The sequence below is a fragment of the Mucilaginibacter sp. OK268 genome (assembly GCF_900103125.1).
GTDB lineage: Bacteria > Bacteroidota > Bacteroidia > Sphingobacteriales > Sphingobacteriaceae > Mucilaginibacter.
Window position 1 is genome coordinate 349375 of sequence record NZ_FNJV01000001.1, and the last position, 23311, is coordinate 372685.

Genomic DNA, 23311 nt, shown 5'->3' on the forward strand with positions numbered 1-23311 from the left:
TTGCCACCTTATAGAGCTGTAACTATTAAACGGTTAGATATTTCTGTTTAAGAGCTGCCATATCCTGGCTCACTTTTAAGTCAAGGATTTTAGCATAGTGCTGGGTGGTCTTGATATTGGTATGCCCTAACATTTTGCTGACCGTTTCTATCGGTACGCTATTGGAAAGGGTAACTGTTGTGGCAAACGTGTGCCTCGCCAGGTGGAACGTCAAATGTTTAAGAACATCCGATAGGTCAGCTATTTCTTTAAGGTAAGCATTCATTTTTTGATTGCTCAATACAGGCAATAGCAGTCCTTTATTTTCACATTGGGGATGATCCTGATAACGGTTTAATATCGTTAAGGCTACAGGGAGCAGTGGTATGCGGGAAGATGTGTCCGTTTTTTGGCGACTGGTAAATATCCACTGCTCACCATCCATGCCGATGCCGATCTCGCTGCGTTTTAGCTTCTTTACATCAGCATAAGACAAACCGGTGTAACAGCAAAAAACAAAAATATCTCTTACTTGCTTCAGGCGCTCAATCGTAATCTTTGGGGATGTCGTAATATTATCAAGTTCCTGCTGTGTAAGAAAAGTGCGTTCTTTTGCCTTAGCAGTGGATTTAAAATTGATGAATGGATTTTGCTTTAGCCAGCCATTAGCAATACAGTGATTAGCTATTTTTTTAAGATGCTTAATGTATTTGGCGGCAGATACCCCGGTAATTTTACAATCTGCTTTCAGGTAAAACTCAAATCCTGTAATAAAGGCGTAGTTTAATTGGCTAATCTCTATATCTGTTTTGCCATATTTTTTTTGCAGGAAGCCAGTAAGGTGTTTTTCAGAGGTATTATATCCTTTTAATGTATTCGCTTCAAACCCATTACCAATCAATGCCTTTACTTTAGCATTATGTTCAGCAAACAGTTGCATCAGATAGCGGCTCTTTTCTGTTTTTCCTGTGAATTGGTTCTGCAGGCTTTCAGTGGTGATGCGCTGGTTTGCATCAATCAGCACCTGGTGCGCATTTCTAACTTTGGTTAGCAGGCTGTCCAGATAATTATTAAGCGATTTGATCTCTTCTTTTGCGCCGATGGCCCGACCCGCATGGCTGTTCCATTTGGCCGGATCACATTCACGTCCGGCAGACATTTCTACGCGTTTACCATTTACGGTAATGCGCATGTAGACGGCCATAGGGCCGCATTTGTAGTTCTTTTGCTTTCTCAGGTAAAAAAGCAGGTGGAAATTACTTTTCATAATTACAAGCTTAAAAGTGAAACAAAAGTAAGTTTGTAGCCTGCTATTATCAAGATGTTTAATGATTGAACATCTTGATAATCAATTAATTATAAGCAATTCGGTGCGTAGCAATTTTCCATTTAGGTACGCACCGAATTTGCGTCTTTTTCGTTGCAATTGGGTGCATAAAATGGTGTTTTGATATAAACAAAAAAACCTGCAATCATTTGATTTGCAGGTTTTTAGCATCTTTCGATATTGTTTTTAGTAGCCCGTAGGGGAATCGAATCCCGTTTATGAAATTTTTAATTCGTTCAATAACTTCAATTGTTCGACCAAATGGTTCGAATTATGTCCAGTTTGGGGAACGTTTTCGAAACAATTCAAAAATTATTTATGCGGTTTAGTCTCTAGTGCTATGTTAGATTTGATAGTCCGATGGGAAGAGTGGCAAAGCAAAAAGGAATCGATCAACTACTTATTTCGTGGTTTCAAGGGGGCACCCGGGTAGATCCGGTAGCTTAATTATTAGCAGCGGCTTTAGTAGACAGCTAATTTGTACTTCAGTAAGGCATAATTAGACAAAGCCCTTATGATTTAAATTTACAGCACATCATTATTAAACTGAACTACTATTTAAATGAATTCAGTCACTTTAATTGCAACTTTATCATCGGGTACAGGTCTAATTAATCAAAGTGGAACATCATTTGGAAAATCATGCGGCAGATAAACAACTGGTTGAGCTGGTATTGGCCGGTAACCGCTATGCTTTCGGTAAGATCATCAAAAATACCGAAGGGCTGGTGGCGATGATTGTTTTTAAAATGATCACTAACAGGGATGACCGCAAGGACCTGGTACAGGATATTTACCTCAAAGCATTTCATGGGCTGCCCGGCTTCCGGTTTAAGTCCAAACTATCCACCTGGATCGGGCAGATCGCTTACCATACCTGTTTGCATTATCTGGAGAAAAAAAAGCTGCTGCTATTGGACCAAATCGGTAACCGTGAAGAATCAGATAATCTGACTTTGGAAGGGCTCAGCAGCCGCAATTTAAGCATTTTCGAAAATGAAATCGAAACAAGGCTGAACAAAAAGGAATTAAACAATATTCTGGAGAAAGAGATCGATAAGCTCCCGCCGGTTTATCGCACGTTACTTAGCCTATACCGGGAAGAACTGAGCAACGAGGAAATGGTGCAGATCACGGGCTTACCCGAAGGTACAATAAAAAGCTACCTGTTCCGTGCGCGGAAAACATTAAAAGAAAATATATTGGCCAATTACAAAAAGGAGGACTTATGAATAAGGTTCATTTGAGCGAGGAAGAAATTCAGCAATACGCGCTGGGGAAGGGAAATTTAAATACGATAGAACATATCGGCTCCTGCGTATCCTGTGAAGCAAAAGCGGCCAATTACCGGCTGATCTTCTCAGAAATGGACGAGTTGCCCCAGCCGGCTTTTGACTTTGATGTGGCAAGCCTTGTACTGGCGCAGCTGCCCCAGCCTGAAACCACCGTTGCCGGGGATGAGCGCTGGTTTTATCTGCTCATTTTTGCCGCACTGGCTTCGATCGGCATCCCGGTTTATGTCTACCGGCTGTACTTTTTTAAAATGTTCAAGGGTATTTTGCCGGAGGCTATGTACCTGGTTGTTCTGATCATCCTGTTTATACTCGTTTTCCAGGGCATCGAAATATTCCGAAAGTACCAGAAACAGCTAAATATCTTAAATTATAAATAAACTGCAACTTTAAAAGTAGCTGCCGCTCTAATACCCTATAAACAGCATTAGAAAACAACATGAAAAAACTCATCATCACCATAGGCACTCTGGCAGGAACATGGACCACCGCCGCCGCCCAAAATTCAAACGCTGCTGAAGATACCTTCAAATATGATGCGCTTCACCTGTCCAGCACCATTCTGACCATTGTAGTATTTGGCGTAATGATACTCACCTTTATCAGATGGCTGCTGGACTTTCGGCTTAAAAGCAAGCTGATCGAAAAAGGCGCGCCGGACCATGTAGTATCGCAGCTTTTACAACCTATTACCAGCGACAATAAAAATGTAACCATTAAGTGGTTTGCCCTGTTAATGGGCTTAGGTACGGGTCTCTCCTTTGTAGATTATTACCAGCCCTTAGGCATCCATTCCCTGGCGATCATGTCCTTCAGCCTTGCAGCCAGTTTCCTGGGCTATTATTTTTATATCAACCGCCGGGAAAAACCATAAGTAGTTCGTAAAATATTGAAACAATCTTTTTGAAAAATACTGCCCTGAAAACGGGCCTGGAAAAATACTGCCTTAATTAACCTTAAATGTATATGAAACCAATTAAACGATATACCATCAAACCCATTTGCATACTGCTTTCTGTATGCTACCTGATCCTCCTTACCGGGTTGTTTTCCCGGGTTTCGGCCCAGGACCTCAAATCTGCCTTCCCGGTAAAAGGTTACAGGGAAACCGCTGCCAAAGTCAATGACCTGGTGCATACCAAACTCAACGTGCGTTTTGACTATAAAAAGCGCTATTTATACGGCAGGGAATGGCTTACCCTGCATCCTCATTTTTATCCGACCGACACCCTTCGTCTGGATGCCAAAGGGATGGATATTCATACGCTGGCGATCCTGAAAAATGGTAAAAATATACCCTTGCATTTTTCTTATGACAGTCTGAGCTTAAATATCAAACTGGATAAGGTTTACGATCCATTCGAAAATTACACGCTGTATATCGCTTATACGGCGAAGCCCGAAGAATTGAAGGGAAGGCGAAATAACGAACACGGCTTGTATTTTGTTAACCCGGACGGTACCGAAAAGGATAAGCCAACGCAAGTCTGGACACTGGGCGAACCGGAAAACAATTCTTGCTGGTTCCCAACGATCGACAAGCCGAATCAAAAAACCACCCAAGAGATCAGCATGACCGTTCCCGGCAAATATGTGACCTTATCCAACGGCCGCCTGGCATCGCAGAAGAATAACGCTGACGGTACCCGTACCGATACCTGGAAGATGGAGCTGCCCCATTCACCCTACCTTTTCATGATGGCAGTAGGTGATTTTAAGATCATTAAGGATAGCTGGCACGGAAAGGAAGTTAGCTACTACCTGGAGCCGAAATACGCCCCCTACGCGAAAGATAATTTCGGAGTTATACCAGAAGCCATTGATTTTTTCGCCAAAACTTTAGGGGTGGACTTTCCCTGGAACAAATATGCAGAGGTGTCCGTCCGTGATTATGTAGGCGGGGCGATGGAAAACACCACTGCAGCTATATTCGGTAACGTTTCTACCAGAAGAGAACTGGCCGATAGTTATTACAATTCGGGCATGGAACATGAGCTGTTCCACCAGTGGTTTGGCGACTATGTGACCTGTGAAAGCTGGAGCAATATTACCCTCAATGAATCCTTTGCTGATTTTGGGGAACTGATCTGGCTGGAGCACAAATACGGCAAGGATGCAGCGGATGCACATCTCCAAAACGGGTTGCAGAACTACGTGGACCGGCAGGATGCCCGTACCAAAAATCTGGTCACTTTTTATTATACAAATCCCAAAGACCCATTTGGCATTACGTATTCTAAAGGCGGGCGCATTTTAAATATGCTGCGCAACTACCTGGGCGATGCGGCATTTTATAAGGGCCTGCACCTTTACCTGGCCACCTACGCCTTTAAAAACGCCGAAGTACCACAATTGAGAATGGCGCTGGAAGAAGCCAGCGGCCTCGACCTGAACTGGTTCTTTAACCAATGGTATTATGGCGCGGGCCATCCGGTACTGGATATCCGCTACCAATGGGACGAGGCGGCAAAAACGCAAAAGGTTTTCGTGCAGCAAACCCAGGATGGGACCGCTTTTACTTTACCCATCGCAGTGGATGTGTATGTTAATGGCGTAAAAGAACGACATAAGATCTGGCTCCGCAGTCATTCAGATACCTTAGTGTTTAAAACGTCCTCAAAACCCGACCTGGTTAATGTTGATGCGGATAAAATGCTGGTTGCAGAGAAGACCGATCATAAGACCCTGGCAGAGTTGGTCTACCAATATTTCCATGCGCCGCTTTACCTGGACCGCTATGAAGCCATGAACCTTGCAGAAAAGAACGCAGATGGCCCGGAGGCGCAGCGCGTGCTGATAGCTGCTTTAAAAGACCCTTTCTCAGGCTTGCGCCGCAAAGCGATCTGGGCACTTAATCAAAACAAGGAAGATATCCGTAATATGAACGCCACGCTGCGGGATGCCGCTTTGCCTTTGCTGGTAAATATTACCCGGACAGACCCGAACAATTTAGTGCAGGCAGATGCGATCAATACGCTCTCAGTATTGAAGGACCCGGCCTACCTGAACCTGTTCAGGCAAAGGCTCAACAGTCCATCATATTCGGTATCCGGAGCCGCTCTTAACGGGATCATCCGCATAGATCCGGCATTGGGCTTGAGTTTAGCCAAACAATTTGAAAACGACAACGAGGGGCAACTGAGCCAGGCGATCATCAGCGTGTATGCGGATCAGGGCGGGGATGCTCAATGGCCCTTTGTTTACCAGCGTTATCATGAAGCCGAAATACAGAACCAGATCCACGTGTCTAAAGCATTTTCGGGGATGATAGGCCACCTAACCAGGCCGGAAGCCGTTTTACAAGGTATTGAGGAACTCAAACAAGTGGCTATCCGGTACAAGGGCGATGGCGTGGCCCCTTTCATGATCAAGATGCTGGACAGCATCAAAGACCAGCGTACCCGGCTCAACGATGCTGCCGGTGCTAAAGCATCCGCGGATGCCATTCAGCAAATCAATGATGCCAAATAATGATATTTACATTAAATACGAATGCGATGAAACTCCTGTCAAAACCAATAATACTAATACTTTTTCTATTATTTATCCTTTTTAGAACTGCTTTTGCGCAATCTGTAAATGATATTTCAAAACAGATTGCGCCCGAATTGCTGCAACAGGATTTCACCGCGTTGCGCGACACACTGCAAAAAATACATGCCGGGCTATACCGCTATAAAAGCAAAGCGGAAATGGACAGGCTGTTTGACCGCTATTTCAAAGAGCTGGACCATCCGATGAACGAAGTGGCTTATTTCGCGATCATCAGCCAGCTGATCAGCGGGATAGAGGACGGACATACCGAATGCTTTCTGCCAAAGGACTTTATCAACCAGTTCATAACTCAGGTCAAGCTGTTCCCGATCCAGCCCAGGTTCATTGGCAACAACGCCTATGTGCCCTGCAATACCAGGGAGTTACCGGCAGGGACAGAGATCATATCTATTGATCATCGAAGCATTGGCACAATCAGGAAGCGGCTATTTGAACACTTATCATCCGATGGCCGTATCCAGACAGAAAAATATGTCAAGGTCAATGACGGCCATGATCCCTTTGCCTATTTGTATAACGTGGTTTATGGAATTAAGGAAAATTTTGAAATAAAATATAAAACAGTCGGAGGTGCCACGGCGGTAAAAACCATTGCAGCGGATTATTTTAAAAACATGGAATGCCCTCCTCCTGGGAGGGTTATACCCAATCGTTACCTGGAGTTGGCTTATCAGCCAGGTAATGTTGCTGTGATGACCATCCGGACCTTTGCTAATGAATACCTGGTTCAGACCAAAGAAAACCTCGCTGACTTTTTAGCCGCATCATTTAAGGAGCTGGAGAATAAAAAGATTGGCAGCCTGATCATTGACCTGCGGGAAAATGGCGGCGGTGACGACAGCAACGGGGCTTTGCTTTACAGTTACCTGACGGATCACCCGTTTGCCTATTATGCCTCCCTGAGTTCAACTACGAAAGCCATAAAGGACCATCCCGACCTGGTGGAATTACAACAACCGCATAAGGGTAATTATAAGGGAAAGGTCGTTTTCCTTACCAGTGGTAAAAGCTTTTCCGGCGCAGCTGAATTTTCATCCATTGCCAGATCAAATAATCGGGGTGTTTTTGTCGGTGAGGAAACCGGGGGCGGCTATTACGGAAATACCTCGGGAAATAAAATAACATTCTTCCTGCCGAACACCCAAATCAAGGTAAATATCCCCGTATTTAAATATGTCATGGCAGTAAAAAAAACCAAACATAAAGACAGGGGAACTATTCCTGATTATTTGATCGTACAGTCTATGAATGATATTATTCAACACCAGGATGTCCAAATGAATTTCGCGATAGAAATAGCACAGCAATAAGAATTTACCTTAAACAAAAAGACTTATATCCCATTTCGGCTATTTACATAAAAGAAAAAGCAATTCTCAACTTATAAAGCTCAATTAGGAGTGCCATTTTAATCGTCTATACGAAAATCATCTCTGCAACCTAACCCAATTAATTAAAGAAAAAGCAGGCTTTTTTCATGCTTATGATATAGGCTATAGGTGGTCAATAGAGAAATGGAGCCCTTTTTATGCAACTTGTAGTTTGTTCAATAACACCAGTTGCTCCACCAAATGGTTCGAATTATGTCCAGTCTGGGGATGAAAATCTAATTTGAAGTAAGTTTCCTTATTTGTTCTGCAGCATTTTTATTATTTGGATTTAGCTGGATTGATTTTTTATAATTGGTGAGTGCCTCGGGTTTATTACCGGCTATCTCCAATACTTCTGCATAGCTATCATAGGCATTAGCACTGCCCGGATAGAGGATCGTATTCAATTTAAAGATATTAAGTGCTTCGGAAGTTTTCTTTTGATTCAACAACTGGTATCCCCAGGTGTTAAGTGAATTTTCTTCCAACCGGAAAGAAGTATCTCGTTTTTTTAAATAAGAAGCAACAGAAACAGCCTTATCAAAACCTTTTGTTAATAATTGGGCTCTTAATTTTTTAAGGTTCGGAGCTAAGCCAAAACCATTTGCCTCATGCATATCGGGGATATAGTACCCGGCGATTTCGTCGATGAACTGATCAGGGTTACCACCCATTAGATTGGTCAATACAACAATGGAAAGATCATCTTTTAGGTAAACAAACAGTGCAGACCTGCCGCCGCCTACCGGGCCTACAGCAGGATGCTCATCCCTGGTAACTGTTGGCCATCCCAAAGCATAACCATTGGTTAGTCCGTTAAATCCGCCTATTTTTCCATTATTCAGGATCGCCGGTTTCCACAGGGTTTCAATACTTGCTTTGTCCTTCAATAGCTTACCCTCTTTTAATGCAATAATCCAAGTAGCCATATCCCCAGCTGTAGACAATATACCAGCTGCGGTTCTAAAAAACAAAGGAAATTGGATATATGCTGTACCAGGCGTTTTGTTCATCGTAAATTGACCATCAACCATTTTGGTCATCCTATAAGCACCTGCAGTATTTGGAATGACGTCATAAGAGTCTCCGAACCGGGTTAAAGGCATGCCAGCCACTTTGAATTGTCTTTCTTCAATGAATTGAGTGAAATGCATGCCGCTTAATTTATTGATGATTTGGCCAAGCAATACATAACCTGTTTGGTTATAACTGAATTTTTCACCTCTATTAAATTCCATTGGCAAGGCTTTTACCTGTTTCAATGCAAGTTTTTCTATTCCATGTCCAAGTACCATTTCATCTTCGTCAAGTATATCGGGCAATCCGGAAGTATGCGTCAACACCTGTTGTAAAGTAATTTTTTGCCATGCAACAGGCAAGCTATCCAGGTACATGGATATAGGGTCTGTGATTTTGAGTTTTCCTTCCTCGGCCAATTGCATAATAGCCACACCTGTGAAGGCTTTTGTGATAGAGTTTATAGAAAAGATACTTTTATCGGTAGCAGCAATATTATATTCAAGATTAGCTGTACCATATGTTGTTGTTTTAATGATCTTGTTATTGTGTATTATAGCAAGTTGCAATGCAGGGATATGTTTCTGATGCATCTTTTGTTTAATAAACACATCAATGCTGTCGGATGTAAGGTTTTGTGCTTGCGAAGAAATTGGTGTGAGAAAAGCTGCAACTAAAAGGATTTTGATAGTATTTGTAAAGTTCATAAATATAAAGTATGCTTGTAAGATATCCGATTTTGCCCTATGTTACACCACGAAATAAGATTTTATTTTGGAATAGTGAATGGGTTTTTATGAACAAAAATCACGAAAATAATCTATGTTCAGCTAGATCTCGATGTTTTCACCGAATTATAAGAAAACAAAAAGCCGCTCAACTTTCGCAAAGAATCTTCGTAGGTCACACCGGAATTGACTACTGTCCTAAGCAATCTGTAATCCGTTCAAAATCATCAGTTGTTCAATCAAATGGTTCGAGTTATGTCCAGTCTGGGGAGCGAAATGGCTTTTACGATATCGTAAAAGCCATTTTTAATTTTATCCCATTTTTAAACCTGCGTTTAAGTGAAATAGGGGCACATTTTGGTTCAAGCCCATTCTCCTTACGGGCAGTGGGCAAATATATTAACGATTTTTTTATTTTAATTTACTGTTTTACAGGTAATTATTTGATTTTTTATAGTAGTTGATTTTCTGGAAGAAATTTAATGAGGACATTGCATTGCTATCCGCCCGATGCTAAACCCTGGTCCTGGCGGGAAATACTGGTCAAAGAGCCGGAGGGCACATCATGTGCCCTCCCTGTAGTTATGCTTTAGATACTTGCTATCCTGTTTAAATGCCAAATACAGTTGCCATGCTAATTTTTAGTCTTACCCATTTAATATTGATCGTAAAATACCAAACTTGCCTTCGCCAGGGTATTTTTATAAATCGTAAATCCGACGCCAGGAGGAAGGGTGCTTGCATTTAATCCCAGTTTATCGGTTTTAAGTGCATACACCGTTATAATATATTGGTGTATGCCTGTATTAGCAGGCGGGCAAGGCCCACCATACCCGCCAACACCAAAGTCGGTGAGAGATTGTATTGCACCTTTTGGAGCCAGGTTTGCCGAAATCTTTCCGGCATTTGTAACAAGCTCATTAACGTTAGCGGGAATATCGAACATAATCCAATGCCACCAACCACTTCCGGTCGGCGCATCACTATCGTACATCGTAATAGCAAAGCTTTTAGTACCTGCCGGAGCGTTTGTCCATGAAAGCTGCGGAGATTGATTTTGACCGGTACAGCCGGCTCCATTCAGTCTTTCTTTCATGGTAGCCTGCCCCTGCAGGTCTTTACTATAAAGCGTAAATGTCTTCTGGGCAAAACCTGTAGCTGTGATTAGCAGGAAACAGATGATTAAACTTGTTCTTTTCATTTTATTTGTTTCAAAATTGTTAATACGATCCGGCTTCTTAATCGCAGGGCACCGACTGTCTTCAGGTGTTTTATTTTAAATTGGTTTTAAAGAAAGCTTCCAGCTTATCAAAAGGAATCAAATCTGTCCGGTCGTAAAGGTCAACGTGTCCGGCATTTGGAATTACAACCAATTCCTTCGGCTCCGCAGCCCTTTTATATGCATCAAAACTAAATTCCCTTGAATGGGCATTTGAACCGGTAATAAAAAGCATTGGGCGCGGCGAAATGGTTTCAATATCATCAAAAGGATAAAAATTCATAAATTTTACTTCCGCAGAATTGGTCCGGTTCTCTGTTTCCATCAGGGTATGTCCCTTGGGGATATGAATACCACGCTTTGTTCTGTAAAAGTCAAAGAACTCCTTGCGTATTGTATCAGCGTCCGCAGGTAATTTTTCCGGCAGATAATTCATATAATTGGGTTTCCCGCCCAAGAAATCAGCATAACGGTGCTCTGCAGCCGCAGCCAGGAATTGCCTGCGCTGTTCAAGTGTTTGCGACTTGTTCAACCCATTGCGGGTAACAGCACCCATATCATACATACTCACGGTTGCAATTGCTTTCAGCCTCGGATCGATTTTAGCCGCACTCACCACAAAACTTCCGCTACCGCAAATTCCGATAATGCCGATGCGCTCTTTGTCAATAAATGAACGTGTACCCAAAAAGTCGACCGCAGCACTGAAGTCCTCGGCATACACATCCGGCAAGACCGCATTAATCGGTTTACCCTCACTTTCTCCCCAAAAGGACAGATCTATGGCCAGTGTAATAAATCCACGGTCTGCCAGTGTAGAGGCGTACACATCCGCACCCTGTTCTTTAACAGCGCCCATTGGATGACCTACGATGATAGCGGGTTGCTTTTGCTTCTGATCGAGATTTTTAGGAATAAAAAAGTGGCCTATAACCTCCATCTGATACTGGTTTAAAAAAGAAACCCGGTATAAATTTACCTTATCGCTTACCTTAAAGGTAGTAAAGCCTGTTGCTGAGATCTGTTCCATTTTCAATTTGTTTTTTTGTGTTTGTGCCTGTATATGTCCTGTCATCATCATTGAGAACAGCACTATTCCTGCTAAGTATTTCATTGGTCTATGTGTTTAATTATTTATATTATTTGTTTTCTCTTTTCTTAAAGGCCAGCATAGCGGCCAGGGCAGCGACGAACGTAAAAACAGCGCTGGCAAGGAAAACGCCTTTAACGCCGGTGTGATCCATCATGATTCCGCCTGATGCCGCACCCGTGGTTATAGCAAGTTGAATAATCGCGATTTGCAAGCCGCCGCCGCTTTCAGTTTCATCCGGTACCGCACGTGTCAGCCACGCCGTCCAGCCTACCTGGATTACTCCCAAAAACATTCCCCAAAATGCAGTCAATAAAAAAGCGACCGGGATGATGTTCCCGAATATTGGCAGAAGAACAGCTACGCCGCACATTAAAAATGGCATAAGGATCAGAGAGCGTTGTAAGCTCCACTCAAAAAGGTATTTCGATAGTACTGTTCCAATAAGATTCGCGACACCGAACCCTAGGAGCAAAACGGAAAGCTGGTCATTAGCAACCCCAGTAACTTTCTCCAGGAACGGACGGAGATAAGTAAATAACGATGCATAGCCGATGAACATGAAGAACGTCCCCAGCATACCTCCTTTGACAGCGGGGCGCTTCAGCAGTTTTAACACGGAACCTAAACCGGGCGGGTTTTGTGTTGGCATCGAAGGCAGCGTTGCCGCCTGCCAGACCAGCGCACCTACACTTAGTCCTGATACAATGAAAAAAACGTTTCGCCAACCGAGCAGCGTTCCCAAATAGCTTCCCAATGGTGCCGCCGCTACTGTGGCAACAGATACTGCCCCAAATATGATGGAGAGTGCTCCGGGAACCAATTTAGGTGGTACCAGGCGCATAGCTGTCGCTGCGGCCATACCCCAGAATCCGCCGAGCCCGATGCCTAATAAAATTCGGCCAGCCAGCAAAAATGTAAAATTCGGTGAGAGCGCTACCAGGAGGTTGGATAAGACCTGCAACACGCAAAATGCTAACAGTACCCATCGCCTGTCCGTTTTTTTAGTTAACACGCCCGTAAACAGGCTTGAGGCCATGGCAACTATTGCCGTTACCGATATTGCCTGACCGGCTGTTCCCTCGCTTATATTTAGGCTTTTAGCCATTGGGGTCAGCAAACTGACTGGCAAGAACTCCGAAATGATCAGACAAGCTACACCCAGAGAAATAGCGTACACTGCATTCCAGGATGGTTGGAGATCTGCAACAGACGTATCAAATTTTAATTCCGGACTTTCCTTTCCTGCGATGTTCATAGCATCTGATTTGTTTTTCAGATGCAAAAGTACTGCAGGTGCTGCCGCCCAAGTTAAAAGATTTCAAACCAATACTTAAGAATTTCAAATCTCGGACGCCCTGAAATTGCGGGGATTCGTGCCTGCTAATTTTTTAAAGAAGTTGTTGAAGTAAGAAGGATAATCAAAGCCGAGGGCATAGGCGATGTCAGAAATGTTCCAATCGGTATGCTGCAGCATGGCCTTGGCCTCATGAAGTACCCGTTCGGATATGTGCGCTGTCGTTGACTTCCCGGTAATTTCATTAACTGACCGGTTGAGATAGTTGACATGGACATTTAGGTTCCTGGCATAATCCTGTGCGGTCTTCAATTGCAGGGGACGGTCAGCCGTTTCTATCGGAAACTGACGTTCAAGCAATTCAAGAAAAACCGATGTGATGCGGGACGCCGCATTTTTATGCTGATCAAAGTTCTCTGAAGGCTGTAATTTAAGTGCCTCATGTATGATAAGATTGATATAATTACGGATCAGGTCATCTTTGTAAACATAATCTGTGCGTTGTTCTTCAATCATTTTCAGAAAGATGGTATTTAAAAAATCCCGCTGCTGATGATTAATTTTTAAGACCGGCGTACCACCAATCTTAAAAAACGGAGATTGTTGTAAGCTTTCGGAGCGCTCAGAAAGCTTTAAAAAATCTTCAGAAAAAAGACATGTATAACCGACATAAGTGGTTGAAAGCGTCTCCCAGGAATAAGGAATATGGGGATTGCCAAAAAACAACACCGTGTCATTGGCTTCAAAGCTTCTGTCAGCATAATGAATAATACTTTTGCCGGTCGTTAAGCAAATTTTATAAAAGTCTTTCCGGCTGTAAATGCGTGTGGCGTTACTGTCTTCCTCAATTTTGAATATATTAAAGCCTTTTAGTTTAAGTTCCTTGTTAAATTCCGAAACTGCGCGAGGCGTTTGATCTTTCATGCACAAAATTATAAAATTCAAACCTGGATGTCAAGCAACTTATGCTGAACATTTAGAACTGTGTAGGCGATTAAGGATTTGATGCGCAAGAAACTATTTCTGGATTGAACAATCCATACCTTCGTTAGGGGTGTATTTTATGTTTTTGTTTTTTTCTGCCGTTTCTTTTCCCCATTCAGCGATGGATTTAAGTAAAGGAATAAGAGATTTGCCAAAATCTGTCAATTCATAATCTACTTTCAACCGTGTAAATATTGTTAGCCCTGGGCCAACAGATACCCCTAACTATTCTAAACTTGGTTTCCCTGAAGAAGCGGTAGGTCAATTTAAAGCGCACTATGCTTCCAGCACCGCCGTAAAGAGAATGGGAAGTGCTGACGAAATTGCCAAAGTAGTTATATTCTTAGCTTCCGAAGATGCAAGTTTTATTACAGGATGCGAACTGATTGCCGACGGCGGTTTTATAAATTATGCGCTGAAATAATCAGCACTAACAAATCAAAGCAAACCTAAAAGCGGCGACTTCCGCTTTTAGAGCTTTTCGCTCTACAAAATAAAATAGTGATTTAAAGAAATCATACGATCAATATTAATTTAGAATAAGAGTTCAGTGTTCTCATCAATCAGCATTCGGCTACTTTGTGTCAGATCTTTCATTTTTTTAAATTTTTATCTTTGGACGGAAAGTCCGGGGAAGGCGGCAACAAAATAGAGATACGTGTGGCCACCGGCCAGTTAAACAGCTTTATAGGAAAGGCAAAAAGCGGGGATCAACGATACCTGCAGTTTAAAGCCAGTGATGACCAGGTGATGTCGGCAGGGCTAATCGGACCTGTAACAATTAGACCCGCTATTAATGTAAAACGATGAAGATTGTAGCGGAAGTCAATTTATTATTGTGCTCTTTACAGCTCGGCTTAGGCGGCTTATGATGTTTACATGAGGTATTAATATCATTTTCCATGCCTCATGTCATTCGCCGGATTAAAAACTTCTCAGTTTATCATCTAAAAAATCTTAATTGCCAATAGTTTTAAGTCATCCAAAAAGCAATGCAATATCCTTGTCGAATCTCTTAAGCAACTTTTAGTTCGTTCAATAACTTTAGCTGGTGAATCAAGTGGTTCGAATTATGTCCAGTCTGGAGCCAGAATGGGCAAGCACCAAAAAACGGTCGTTTGGTCTTCTTTTTTACCTTTTATTTCGCTGTTATCAAGTAGATACAAGAGTATAATTCACTTGTAAAAGCGGTTCGATGTTGCAATTCTTCGAAAGTGAATTTTTGGGGGTACATCGAACCGATTAATTGCCTCTTGTTATAACTTTCTGATTTTTAATAGATTGTATTTGATTTTGGTTAACGTGCTCATCGCCGGTCTAAGTAGCGGTTCAATATTCGCAGTTGCCGCAAACAATGATTTCACTCACACGAATTTGTTCATAGGTATAAACGGTTTTGCACAGTTTTCGTTCCTGGATAACCGCGAAAATTTGCCTATTGACTTAGATGTTAATTTCAATGAAATGACTGATTTCTATTCCCATTATACGGAAGTTAAAAGAAATTATGTATATCAACAAACCAATTATGTGTATGTGTGCCTAAGCCGAGTAACTGGAAAACTGTTTTTAGTTAGGGAAGGTGATTTTAAGAAAACCTCAGACATTAACTCCCAAGGGGCGATGTTGAACTTCTACAGAACTATTGAAAAATATTGGACTGTTTATTTATCGGATAGGTTAGAAAGTGATTTGCAAAGAGATGCTCATATATTATTTTCACTTTATTCTCACGAAAAAAACATTTTCCAAAAGTACATTAAAGTAGTTATCGGTTTTATTACATTTATTAAGCCAACTGGACGGGAGTTTACTTACAAATTTAATGATATAAAAAAAATGTATTCAAAAGAAGGTGAATTACGAATTCAACATAAATTTTGAAACAACTATGTTTTTCTTCAAATCGGGAAACGAAGATGTTATACCAATGGTAAACCTGTGTAATAGATTCTTTTTTTTTAAAGCAATTGAAATTTTGTTAGGCTATTCAATTTAGTTAGTAATGAGCTTGCCATTAATGAAGACGGCGGAAATAAAAGACCTATCCTGAGCATGATCACAAAAGAAAAATTATTAATAAATCTTCATACTTTAAAGGGACGTATAGCCCGAAAGCCCGCGGTTTATACCACAGATTTTCCAAAGACAATGAAAGAGGGCTTATATAGATTTAATCAAACAATAATTGCCATGAGAATATTCCAGACCATTTTTTTTCTGCTGATCTTCGTATCTCCTTTAATCGCCAATTGCCAAATGGCCCCTCTGATAACACCGCGTATGCGTGTAATCATAGACAATGATTTTGGCGGTGATCCGGACGGTCTTTTCCAATTAACACACCTGCTGTTGTCGCCATCGGTTGAGATAAGGGCTATTATCGGTACGCACCTAAATGCCCGCGATGGTTTCGACCCTTCTAAAACACAGGCGGATAACGCTGCAAAAAAAGCGCATGAATTATTGTCGGTGATGAAAATGGATGGGAAGATCCCGCTTATAGCCGGATCCAATACCGGCATGCCAAACGACAGCACGCCGGTAAAAAGCGATGCCGTTGATTTTATTCTAAAGGAAGCATTACGCACCGATACCAAGTTGCCATTATATGTGTTATGCGGCGCCGGGCTTACCGAAATTGCTTCGGCGGCATTAACCAAACCGGAAATTGCTGAAAAGCTAACACTAATATGGATCGGCGGCGCTGAGTACAGCGGTCTTGCCTTACCTCCACCCAATGGTTCGGCAGTAGAGTATAACCTGAATATCGATATTTTTGCCGCAAGAGCTTTATTTAACCGCAGCCAGGTAAATTTATGGCAGGTGCCGCGAAATGTTTACCGGCAAGCATTAATATCTTATGCGGAATTGGCAACGCGGATCAAACCAAATGGAGAGATCGGCAAGTACCTTTTCAACACCCTTGAGAATTTGATAGGAAGACTGCAAAAATACAAGTTTAATATCGGCGAAACCTATGTGCTGGGGGATAGCCCGTTGGTTTTGCTAACCGCTCTTCAATCATCGTTCGAGGCCGATCCGTCATCAAGTGATTACATGAACAATCCTTGCCCCATCATTACGAGCTCAGGTGTTTACCAATCAAATCCCAGCGGAAGAAAAATTAGGGTATATCAGCATATCGACACCCGGTTAATGTTCGGCGATTTTTTTTCGAAACTGGAATTGTTTAAAAACTGAGACATATAAAAATGAATTTTTTGAGAACGCTGTCGAACTGAAGTCTGTTTAACATGACGATAGTCTCTGAGTGGACATTCCGAAGCCCTTGATCACCATGTATGGAAATAACGAACCATTTGTTCTGCAACACTTTGATCATATTAATTCATTGATCAATAATTGTAATTCTCTAAAAGTGATAATACAAATCGGTGCTTCACATTGCACGGAATCGCCTGGTCAAGCCTCCCAGAATATCCAGACAAAGCTGGAAAGAGCATAACGGATTGTTTTTTGAGCACGAAGGTAGCCACGCTGTAAGATTGGGTGACTGGAAATTAGTATCGCAACGACCTGAGAATAAATGGAATCAGTACTGACCGCTCCAAATTAAATGACTTGAGCGCCAAATATCCTCAAAAAGTAGCTGAACTCGAAGCAATGTACAGCGCCTGGGCCACCCGGGTAGGTATGGTGGAATTTGATAAATTATCAAAATCAAAGGTGAATAATTTAATAAGGTAGTAAGTAAGTCAAGTGTCAATACTAACCATACCCAAGTTAAAAGAGAATGCTTTTTCGCAGCGGATCAGCTTCGGGCGAAAGCAGGCAGAACGATGGTGGGTATGTGTAATGGAAAGGGCATAGCAAGTTTTTGCAGAAGTGGGGGTAAGAGCGGCGAAGCGGGGCAAAATAATTGCAGCCCGTGGTTCAGTCCGGTTTGCAGGCAAAGGCTTGAGCGCAAAGAAGCCTTTCTGCTGCAAGCCTTTTTGGTTACATTTTTGGCAAAAAAAGTAACTGGCTCTCGCGCGGCCAAGAGCGCGACGAAGTAAGTTCATTGACCAAAGATAGTTACCTGCACGTCTTGGACTGCTTTGTTCCTCGATATGTCATTTTAATCCTGATTTAAAATAGAAACTCGGTGCGGCTTTCAGACCGCTCAAAATTTGCGCAAACGTTTCTGGGAACGTTTGCACGTTTTTAGTTAGCCAAATCCTTTTTTTTTTTGCTGTCAGCCACTAATCTTGTTTAGGATTTAACGGTCCTTCCAATTATAAGGCGAGAAATAGCTGTGTTAAAATAAAAACATGTCGGTAATAAAAATAAGGTTTGGGATAGCGGTTTTGCTTTTGGCAGGTTGCTTTACATCGCGGGCGCAGGTTCAGCAATATTCCTGGCAGCATTTGCCGCAGGCAGGTAAGCCCGTGTTTAAAAAGGATACCATCAATATTTTAAAATATGGAGCTAAGGCAGATGGCCTTACGCTAAATACAACCAGCATCAACAAAGCAATTGCCGCATGTAGTGCAAAGGGCGGCGGTGTGGTGCTCATTCCGCAGGGTTTGTGGTTAACTGGTCCGCTGGTTATGAAAAGCAATGTAAACCTGCATGTAAGCCGTGCAGCGCTGTTGCAGTTTACTAACGATAAAAGCCAGTATAAACTGGTTGAAGGCAATTATGAAGGCCATGTCGCGGTGCGTAATGAATCGCCGGTATCCGGTACTAATCTTACAAATATTGCTATTACCGGTGAGGGGATCATTGACGGGCACGGCGAGGCCTGGCGGGCGGTCAGTAAAGACAGGCTCACCGCAGCCGAATGGAATAAGCTCGTAGCATCGGGCGGTATAGTGAGCGAAAATGGCAGATCGTGGTATCCATCCCAAAGCTATGTTAAAGGGCTCAAAACTTCGGGAGCAGGTGTAATAGGTAATGGAAAAACCCTCAGGGACAATGAACCTTTTAAAGACTTTTTCCGGCCTAATATGCTGGTGCTTACCAACTGTAAAAAAGTATTGCTGCAGGGTGTTACTTTACAAAATTCGCCCGCCTGGGATATTCACACTTTATTATGCGAAGACCTTACTGTACAGAATGTAAGGGTTAGAAATCCCTGGAACGCGCAGAATGGTGATGGCATTGATGTGGAATCCTGCCGGAATGTTTTGATTGAAGGGAGCACTTTTGATGCGGGCGATGATGGCATCTGCATCAAATCGGGCAGGGACGAAGAGGGCCGTAAACGAGGCAGGCCAACCGAAAATGTAATCGTAAGGGATAATGTGATTTATCGCGCCCATGGTGGTTTTGTAATAGGCAGTGAAATGTCGGGCGGGGCGCGTAATATTTTCGTGTCTGACTGTACATTCATTGGTACGGATATCGGTTTGCGTTTTAAAACCACGCGCGGCCGCGGAGGTATGGTTGAAAATATCTTCATCAAAAATATCAGCATGAGGGATATTGCCCATGAGGCCATTCTTTTTGATATGTACTACAGTGGTAAATCGCCGGGCGAATCAGATGATGTAAACAATCAGACCGTTGTGGCGGTAACAGAAGCTACACCCTCATTTCGCAAGTTTTATGTGGACAATGTGGTTTGTAACGGTGCCGAAAAAGCGCTCATGATCAGGGGATTGCCGGAAATGGGGATTAAAGACATCCACATCGAAAACAGCACTTTCAAAACTGTTAAAGGTGCCGATGTAATAGAGGCACAGAATATTTTCTTAAAAAATATCTGCTTCAAAAGCAAAGAAACCAGTCCGCTCATCAATATTCAAAACAGCAGCAGCGTAACTTTTAACCATATTACCTATGGCGATACCAGGCTGCTGTTCAGGATCGCCGGGAAAAAGTCGCAGCAAATTAAATTGCTTGATACGGATGCCTCAAAGGCAAAAAACAAAGTTGAGTTTGTTTCAGGCGCAGCAGAAAGCACGCTAACCAGTTCAAAATAATGAATGGCGAAACAAAGATTGTGGCTGATTGAAAAAATACATTGAACAGCACCTGTGCCGGGAATGATAACCGGATGTAACATTGATAAAATGAGCTATATGATGAAGAAAATATTGATGCTATGTGCTTTCCTGCCTGCAGGAATTGGGCTCAGGGCACAAACACAGCCATGGTCGCAGCGGATGGCTAACACCGCTATTCGTATTTGGAAAGATTCGTTGCCGGGAACTAATTGGTCGTATGATCAGGGGATCGTTTTACAGGGACTGCAAAGCGTTTGGCAGCAATCGGCAAAAGGCGAATATTTTAGTTATATCCAAAAATCAATGGATAGGTATGTAGGCACAGACGGAACCATCCGCACTTATAAGGCCAATGATTATACTTTGGATAATATCCTTTCGGGCCGAAGTTTGTTGTTTCTGCACCAGGTATCAGGTGCCGAAAAGTACTATAAAGCAGCTTCACTACTTCGTAAGCAATTAAATGGGCAGCCCAAAACAGCTGAAGGAGGCTTCTGGCATAAAAAAAGATATCCCAATCAAATGTGGCTGGATGGCTTATATATGGCCGAACCTTTTTATGCAGAATACGCATCGGTTTACCATGAGGATGTCGATTTTGACCAGGTAGCCGATCAGTTTATCTGGATGGAGCAACATGCGCGGGATAGCAAAACAGGGTTGTTGTATCATGCCTGGGATGAAAGTAAAAAGGAGCGCTGGGCAAATCCTCAAACTGGCCTGTCGGCAAGTTTATGGGCCCGTGCCAATGGTTGGTATGCCATGGCACTGGTTGATGTGTTACCCTATTTTCCGACCAATCACCCTAAACGTGCCGCGCTGCTCGCCATTTTGAACCGCCTTGTTGTGGCGATACAAGGTAGCCAGGATAAAAACTCGGGTTTGTGGTACCAGGTGCTTGATAAGGGGGGCAAAAAAGGTAATTATTTGGAAGCATCCGCATCTTGTATGTTTGTTTATACGCTGGCTAAAGGTGTAAGGGAAGGCTATTTGCCTCGAAAGTATTTACCGGCAGCCCGGAAATCATATGATGGCATTATCAAAAATTTCATCGAAATAGATGCTGATGGGCAGGTAAACTTTAACGGCACGGCAGGCGCTGTTGGTGTTGGTGGTGAGCCATACCGCGACGGTAGTTACGAATACTACACCGGCGTAAAAACTGTTACTAACGAAACCAAAGGTGTAGGCGCTTTTATGTTAGCAAGTGTGGAGATGGAGCGCCTAACTAACCTGAATTTAGGCAAAGGAAAAACCGTGCTTTTGGACAGCTATTTTAATAATGAGCATCACAATGATGTTACCGGCAAAAGTATCCCGTTCCATTACAAATGGGAGGAGCAAGATAACAATGGCTTTTCGTTTTTAGGGCAGATCTTTAACAATTACGGTCTGCAAACCAAAACTTTAAATGAAGCGCCGGATGCGAATAACCTCAAAAAGGCAGCAGCCTATGTTATTGTTGATCCCGATATCCCAAAGGAAAACCCTGATGCTAAATATATTGAAGAACCGCATGTTAAATCGATTAGCAACTGGGTGAAAAATGGCGGGGTATTGGTTGTATTAAACAACGATACGGGCAATGCCGAGTTTGTGCACCTGAACAAACTGATGGCAAAATTTGGTATTAGTTTTAACCTAAATAGTGTTAACAGGGTAGTAGGGCGCAACTTTGAACAAGGGGCAATTAATATTTCCGCCGGCAATTCCATCTTTAAAACGGCGCGCAAGGTTTACATCAAGGAGTTGAGTACGTTGCAGCTAACTAATGCCGCTGTTCCACAATTAATCAATGGTAAAGATATCATTGTAGCTACTGCCAAATATGGCAAGGGCACCGTGTTTGCAGTTGGCGATCCCTGGTTTTATAACGAATATACAGACGGCCGGAAACTGCCTCCCGAATATGACAATTTTAAAGCAGCCAACGATTTAGTAAGCTGGTTGGTTAAACAAATCCCTCAAACAAAAAAATAGCAACTTCATTACAACCCATAAGCACATGATATTATCACGATATAACCTAAACAAAACAACTGTACCGGCAACTGAATTACCGCCTGCTAATGTATTCGATCTGCCTGAAAAAGTGCTGCAGTTCGGAACGGGGGTATTACTGCGAGGCCTTCCCGATTACTTTATCGATAAAGCTAATCGTGCCGGGATCTTCAACGGCAGGGTAGCGGTTGTTAAATCTACCGATAAAGGCTCAACTACTGATTTTGATATGCAGGATGGTTTGTACACCATTTACTCCAAGGGGATTGAAAACGGCGAAGAGGTTAATGAGCAGGTGATCTGTTCGGCAATCAGCCGCGTGCTTTCTGCTTCAAGCGAGTGGGAGGAGATTTTGGAAATAGCCCGCAGTAAAGATTTACAGGTAGTGATCTCTAACACAACTGAAGTGGGTATCCAACTGGTGAAGGAAGATGTGCGCAAACATCCGCCGGCATCATTTCCCGGCAAATTGCTGGCTATATTGTATGAGCGCTATAGGGCATTTGACGGAAGGCCTGATACCGGTTTGGTGATCATCCCAACCGAGCTGATCATCGATAACGGCAAAAAACTGGAATCCATTGTGCTGGAACTTGCGCATTTGAATAAACTGGAGCCCACTTTTATGGACTGGCTGGAAAGCAGCAATAGTTTTTGCAATTCGCTGGTGGACAGGATAGTGCCCGGCAGACCAGATCAGCAAATGAGCGACGCCATGGAAGCCGAGCGCGGTTATACCGATAACCTTAGTATCATGTCTGAAACTTATAGTCTTTGGGTTATCCAGGGCGATGAAAAAATTGCCGAAGTATTATCTTTTGCCCAGGCAGATAAAGGCGTGGTAATCACGCCTGATATTGAATTGTTCAGGGAGTTAAAACTCCGGTTGCTTAACGGTACGCATACACTGAGCTGTGCCGTAGCTTATCTTTCAGGTTTTAAAACGGTAAAGGAAGCAATGGACGATGCCCATTTTACAAAGTTCATTACCCAGCTCATGTTTACCGAGATCATGCCGTCCATCCCTTATCAGATTGATGAAGATGTAGCCCGCGATTTTGGTAATAAGGTGCTCGACAGGTTTCGCAATCCGAACATCAGGCACGAATGGTTAAGCATTTCGGTGCAGTACGCCACTAAAATTAAAATGAGGGTTATTCCGTTATTATTAAACTATTACAAACAAAATAATAGAGCACCTCAATTGATGGCCCTTGGTTTCGCGGCTTTTATCCGCTTTATGCAAATTACCGAAATTGCCGATGGTAAGTACACCGGAACAGCGTATTCAGAGAATTATGCGGTAACTGATGACCAGGCACCCACTTTAAGCAAAGCATGGAACGCTGCCGATGTCGAAACAGCCATAGCCTCTATCCTTAAAAATAAAGGCCTTTGGGATGCCGATCTGACAACGTTATCCGGCTTTACGGAAGCGGTGACAGCGCAGTTTAAGCTTATTAACAAACATGGAAAACTGGAAATAAGTGCTATTTAA

21 protein-coding genes are annotated in these 23311 nt (G+C 42.7%); 13 read left to right on the forward strand and 8 right to left on the reverse strand.

Translation table 11 applies throughout. From position 1 onward, the window contains the following. Window positions 1-25: 25 nt before the first annotated feature. Complete coding sequence (locus BLR84_RS01535; RefSeq protein ID WP_090463363.1) at window positions 26-1246, reverse strand: site-specific integrase; 1221 nt, start codon at window positions 1244-1246, stop codon at window positions 26-28. A gap of 680 nt (window positions 1247-1926) precedes the next feature. Between BLR84_RS01535 and BLR84_RS01540 the strand changes: the two genes are divergently transcribed. The 5 genes from BLR84_RS01540 (at window position 1927) to BLR84_RS01560 (ending at window position 7463) form a co-directional block, all read left to right on the forward strand. Beyond that, a complete protein-coding gene (locus tag BLR84_RS01540; protein ID WP_090463367.1) occupies window positions 1927-2538 on the forward strand; it encodes an RNA polymerase sigma factor in 612 nt (203 codons plus the stop codon). Next, window positions 2535-2978: a hypothetical protein gene (locus BLR84_RS01545; RefSeq protein ID WP_090463370.1), complete on the forward strand. Its 444-nt coding sequence runs from the start codon at window positions 2535-2537 to the stop codon at window positions 2976-2978. The genes BLR84_RS01540 and BLR84_RS01545 overlap by 4 nt, the downstream gene beginning before the upstream one ends. Window positions 2979-3037: 59 nt before the next feature. Continuing rightward, window positions 3038-3472 (forward strand): hypothetical protein, encoded by a 435-nt coding sequence (locus BLR84_RS01550; RefSeq protein ID WP_090463372.1) that lies wholly within the window; start codon window positions 3038-3040, stop codon window positions 3470-3472. A gap of 92 nt (window positions 3473-3564) precedes the next feature. Further along, entirely contained in the window at window positions 3565-6069 is a 2505-nt protein-coding gene (locus BLR84_RS01555; protein ID WP_176851913.1) for a M1 family aminopeptidase, read from the forward strand. A gap of 26 nt (window positions 6070-6095) precedes the next feature. Further along, complete coding sequence (locus BLR84_RS01560; protein WP_176851914.1) at window positions 6096-7463, forward strand: S41 family peptidase; 1368 nt, start codon at window positions 6096-6098, stop codon at window positions 7461-7463. A 296-nt stretch (window positions 7464-7759) separates the two neighbouring features. On the opposite strand, the gene BLR84_RS01565 is transcribed toward BLR84_RS01560, so the two are convergent. Next, window positions 7760-9247, reverse strand: a complete 1488-nt coding sequence (locus tag BLR84_RS01565) for a serine hydrolase domain-containing protein (protein ID WP_090463382.1) — start codon at window positions 9245-9247, stop codon at window positions 7760-7762. Between the two features lie 11 nt (window positions 9248-9258). Here BLR84_RS01565 and BLR84_RS29595 point away from each other — a divergent pair, with 11 nt between their 5' ends. Next, window positions 9259-9732 carry a hypothetical protein gene (locus tag BLR84_RS29595; protein WP_143013798.1) on the forward strand — a complete coding sequence of 158 codons (474 nt, stop codon included), beginning with the start codon at window positions 9259-9261 and terminating at the stop codon, window positions 9730-9732. 191 nt (window positions 9733-9923) lie between these two features. Here BLR84_RS29595 and BLR84_RS01570 read toward each other — a convergent pair whose 3' ends face one another. From BLR84_RS01570 to BLR84_RS01590, 5 genes are all read right to left on the reverse strand, one after another. Beyond that, complete coding sequence (locus tag BLR84_RS01570) at window positions 9924-10469, reverse strand: YbhB/YbcL family Raf kinase inhibitor-like protein (protein WP_090463385.1); 546 nt, start codon at window positions 10467-10469, stop codon at window positions 9924-9926. 70 nt (window positions 10470-10539) lie between these two features. Then, on the reverse strand, window positions 10540-11601 hold the full coding sequence (locus tag BLR84_RS01575) for an alpha/beta hydrolase (protein ID WP_218128192.1): 1062 nt from the start codon (window positions 11599-11601) through the stop codon (window positions 10540-10542). A 25-nt stretch (window positions 11602-11626) separates the two neighbouring features. Beyond that, window positions 11627-12835 carry an MFS transporter gene (locus BLR84_RS01580; RefSeq protein ID WP_090463388.1) on the reverse strand — a complete coding sequence of 403 codons (1209 nt, stop codon included), beginning with the start codon at window positions 12833-12835 and terminating at the stop codon, window positions 11627-11629. Between the two features lie 84 nt (window positions 12836-12919). Next, window positions 12920-13798 (reverse strand): helix-turn-helix domain-containing protein, encoded by an 879-nt coding sequence (locus tag BLR84_RS01585; protein WP_090463391.1) that lies wholly within the window; start codon window positions 13796-13798, stop codon window positions 12920-12922. Window positions 13799-13891: 93 nt separating this feature from the next. Continuing rightward, window positions 13892-14041, reverse strand: a complete 150-nt coding sequence (locus BLR84_RS01590; RefSeq protein WP_255366831.1) for a winged helix-turn-helix transcriptional regulator — start codon at window positions 14039-14041, stop codon at window positions 13892-13894. A 10-nt stretch (window positions 14042-14051) separates the two neighbouring features. Between BLR84_RS01590 and BLR84_RS01595 the strand changes: the two genes are divergently transcribed. The 4 genes from BLR84_RS01595 (at window position 14052) to BLR84_RS01610 (ending at window position 17062) form a co-directional block, all read left to right on the forward strand. Then, window positions 14052-14282, forward strand: a complete 231-nt coding sequence (locus tag BLR84_RS01595) for an SDR family oxidoreductase (protein WP_090463397.1) — start codon at window positions 14052-14054, stop codon at window positions 14280-14282. A gap of 191 nt (window positions 14283-14473) precedes the next feature. Further along, on the forward strand, window positions 14474-14668 hold the full coding sequence (locus tag BLR84_RS01600; RefSeq protein ID WP_090463400.1) for a hypothetical protein: 195 nt from the start codon (window positions 14474-14476) through the stop codon (window positions 14666-14668). A gap of 477 nt (window positions 14669-15145) precedes the next feature. Beyond that, window positions 15146-15742, forward strand: coding sequence for a hypothetical protein (locus BLR84_RS01605; protein WP_143013799.1), 597 nt, complete (start codon window positions 15146-15148; stop codon window positions 15740-15742). 309 nt (window positions 15743-16051) lie between these two features. Then, the gene (locus BLR84_RS01610; protein ID WP_090465677.1) at window positions 16052-17062 is read left to right on the forward strand and encodes a nucleoside hydrolase; all 1011 of its coding nucleotides are present in this window, start codon (window positions 16052-16054) and stop codon (window positions 17060-17062) included. Window positions 17063-17577: 515 nt separating this feature from the next. On the opposite strand, the gene BLR84_RS29600 is transcribed toward BLR84_RS01610, so the two are convergent. After that, a complete protein-coding gene (locus BLR84_RS29600; protein ID WP_143013800.1) occupies window positions 17578-17883 on the reverse strand; it encodes a hypothetical protein in 306 nt (101 codons plus the stop codon). Window positions 17884-18132: 249 nt separating this feature from the next. On the opposite strand from BLR84_RS29600, the gene BLR84_RS01620 reads away from it, so the two are divergent. From BLR84_RS01620 to BLR84_RS01630, 3 genes are all read left to right on the forward strand, one after another. Beyond that, window positions 18133-19788 (forward strand): glycoside hydrolase family 28 protein, encoded by a 1656-nt coding sequence (locus tag BLR84_RS01620; RefSeq protein ID WP_090463408.1) that lies wholly within the window; start codon window positions 18133-18135, stop codon window positions 19786-19788. 99 nt (window positions 19789-19887) lie between these two features. Then, window positions 19888-21792 carry a glycoside hydrolase family 88/105 protein gene (locus BLR84_RS01625; RefSeq protein WP_255366832.1) on the forward strand — a complete coding sequence of 635 codons (1905 nt, stop codon included), beginning with the start codon at window positions 19888-19890 and terminating at the stop codon, window positions 21790-21792. Window positions 21793-21817: 25 nt separating this feature from the next. Then, window positions 21818-23311 carry a tagaturonate reductase gene (locus BLR84_RS01630; RefSeq protein WP_090463411.1) on the forward strand — a complete coding sequence of 498 codons (1494 nt, stop codon included), beginning with the start codon at window positions 21818-21820 and terminating at the stop codon, window positions 23309-23311.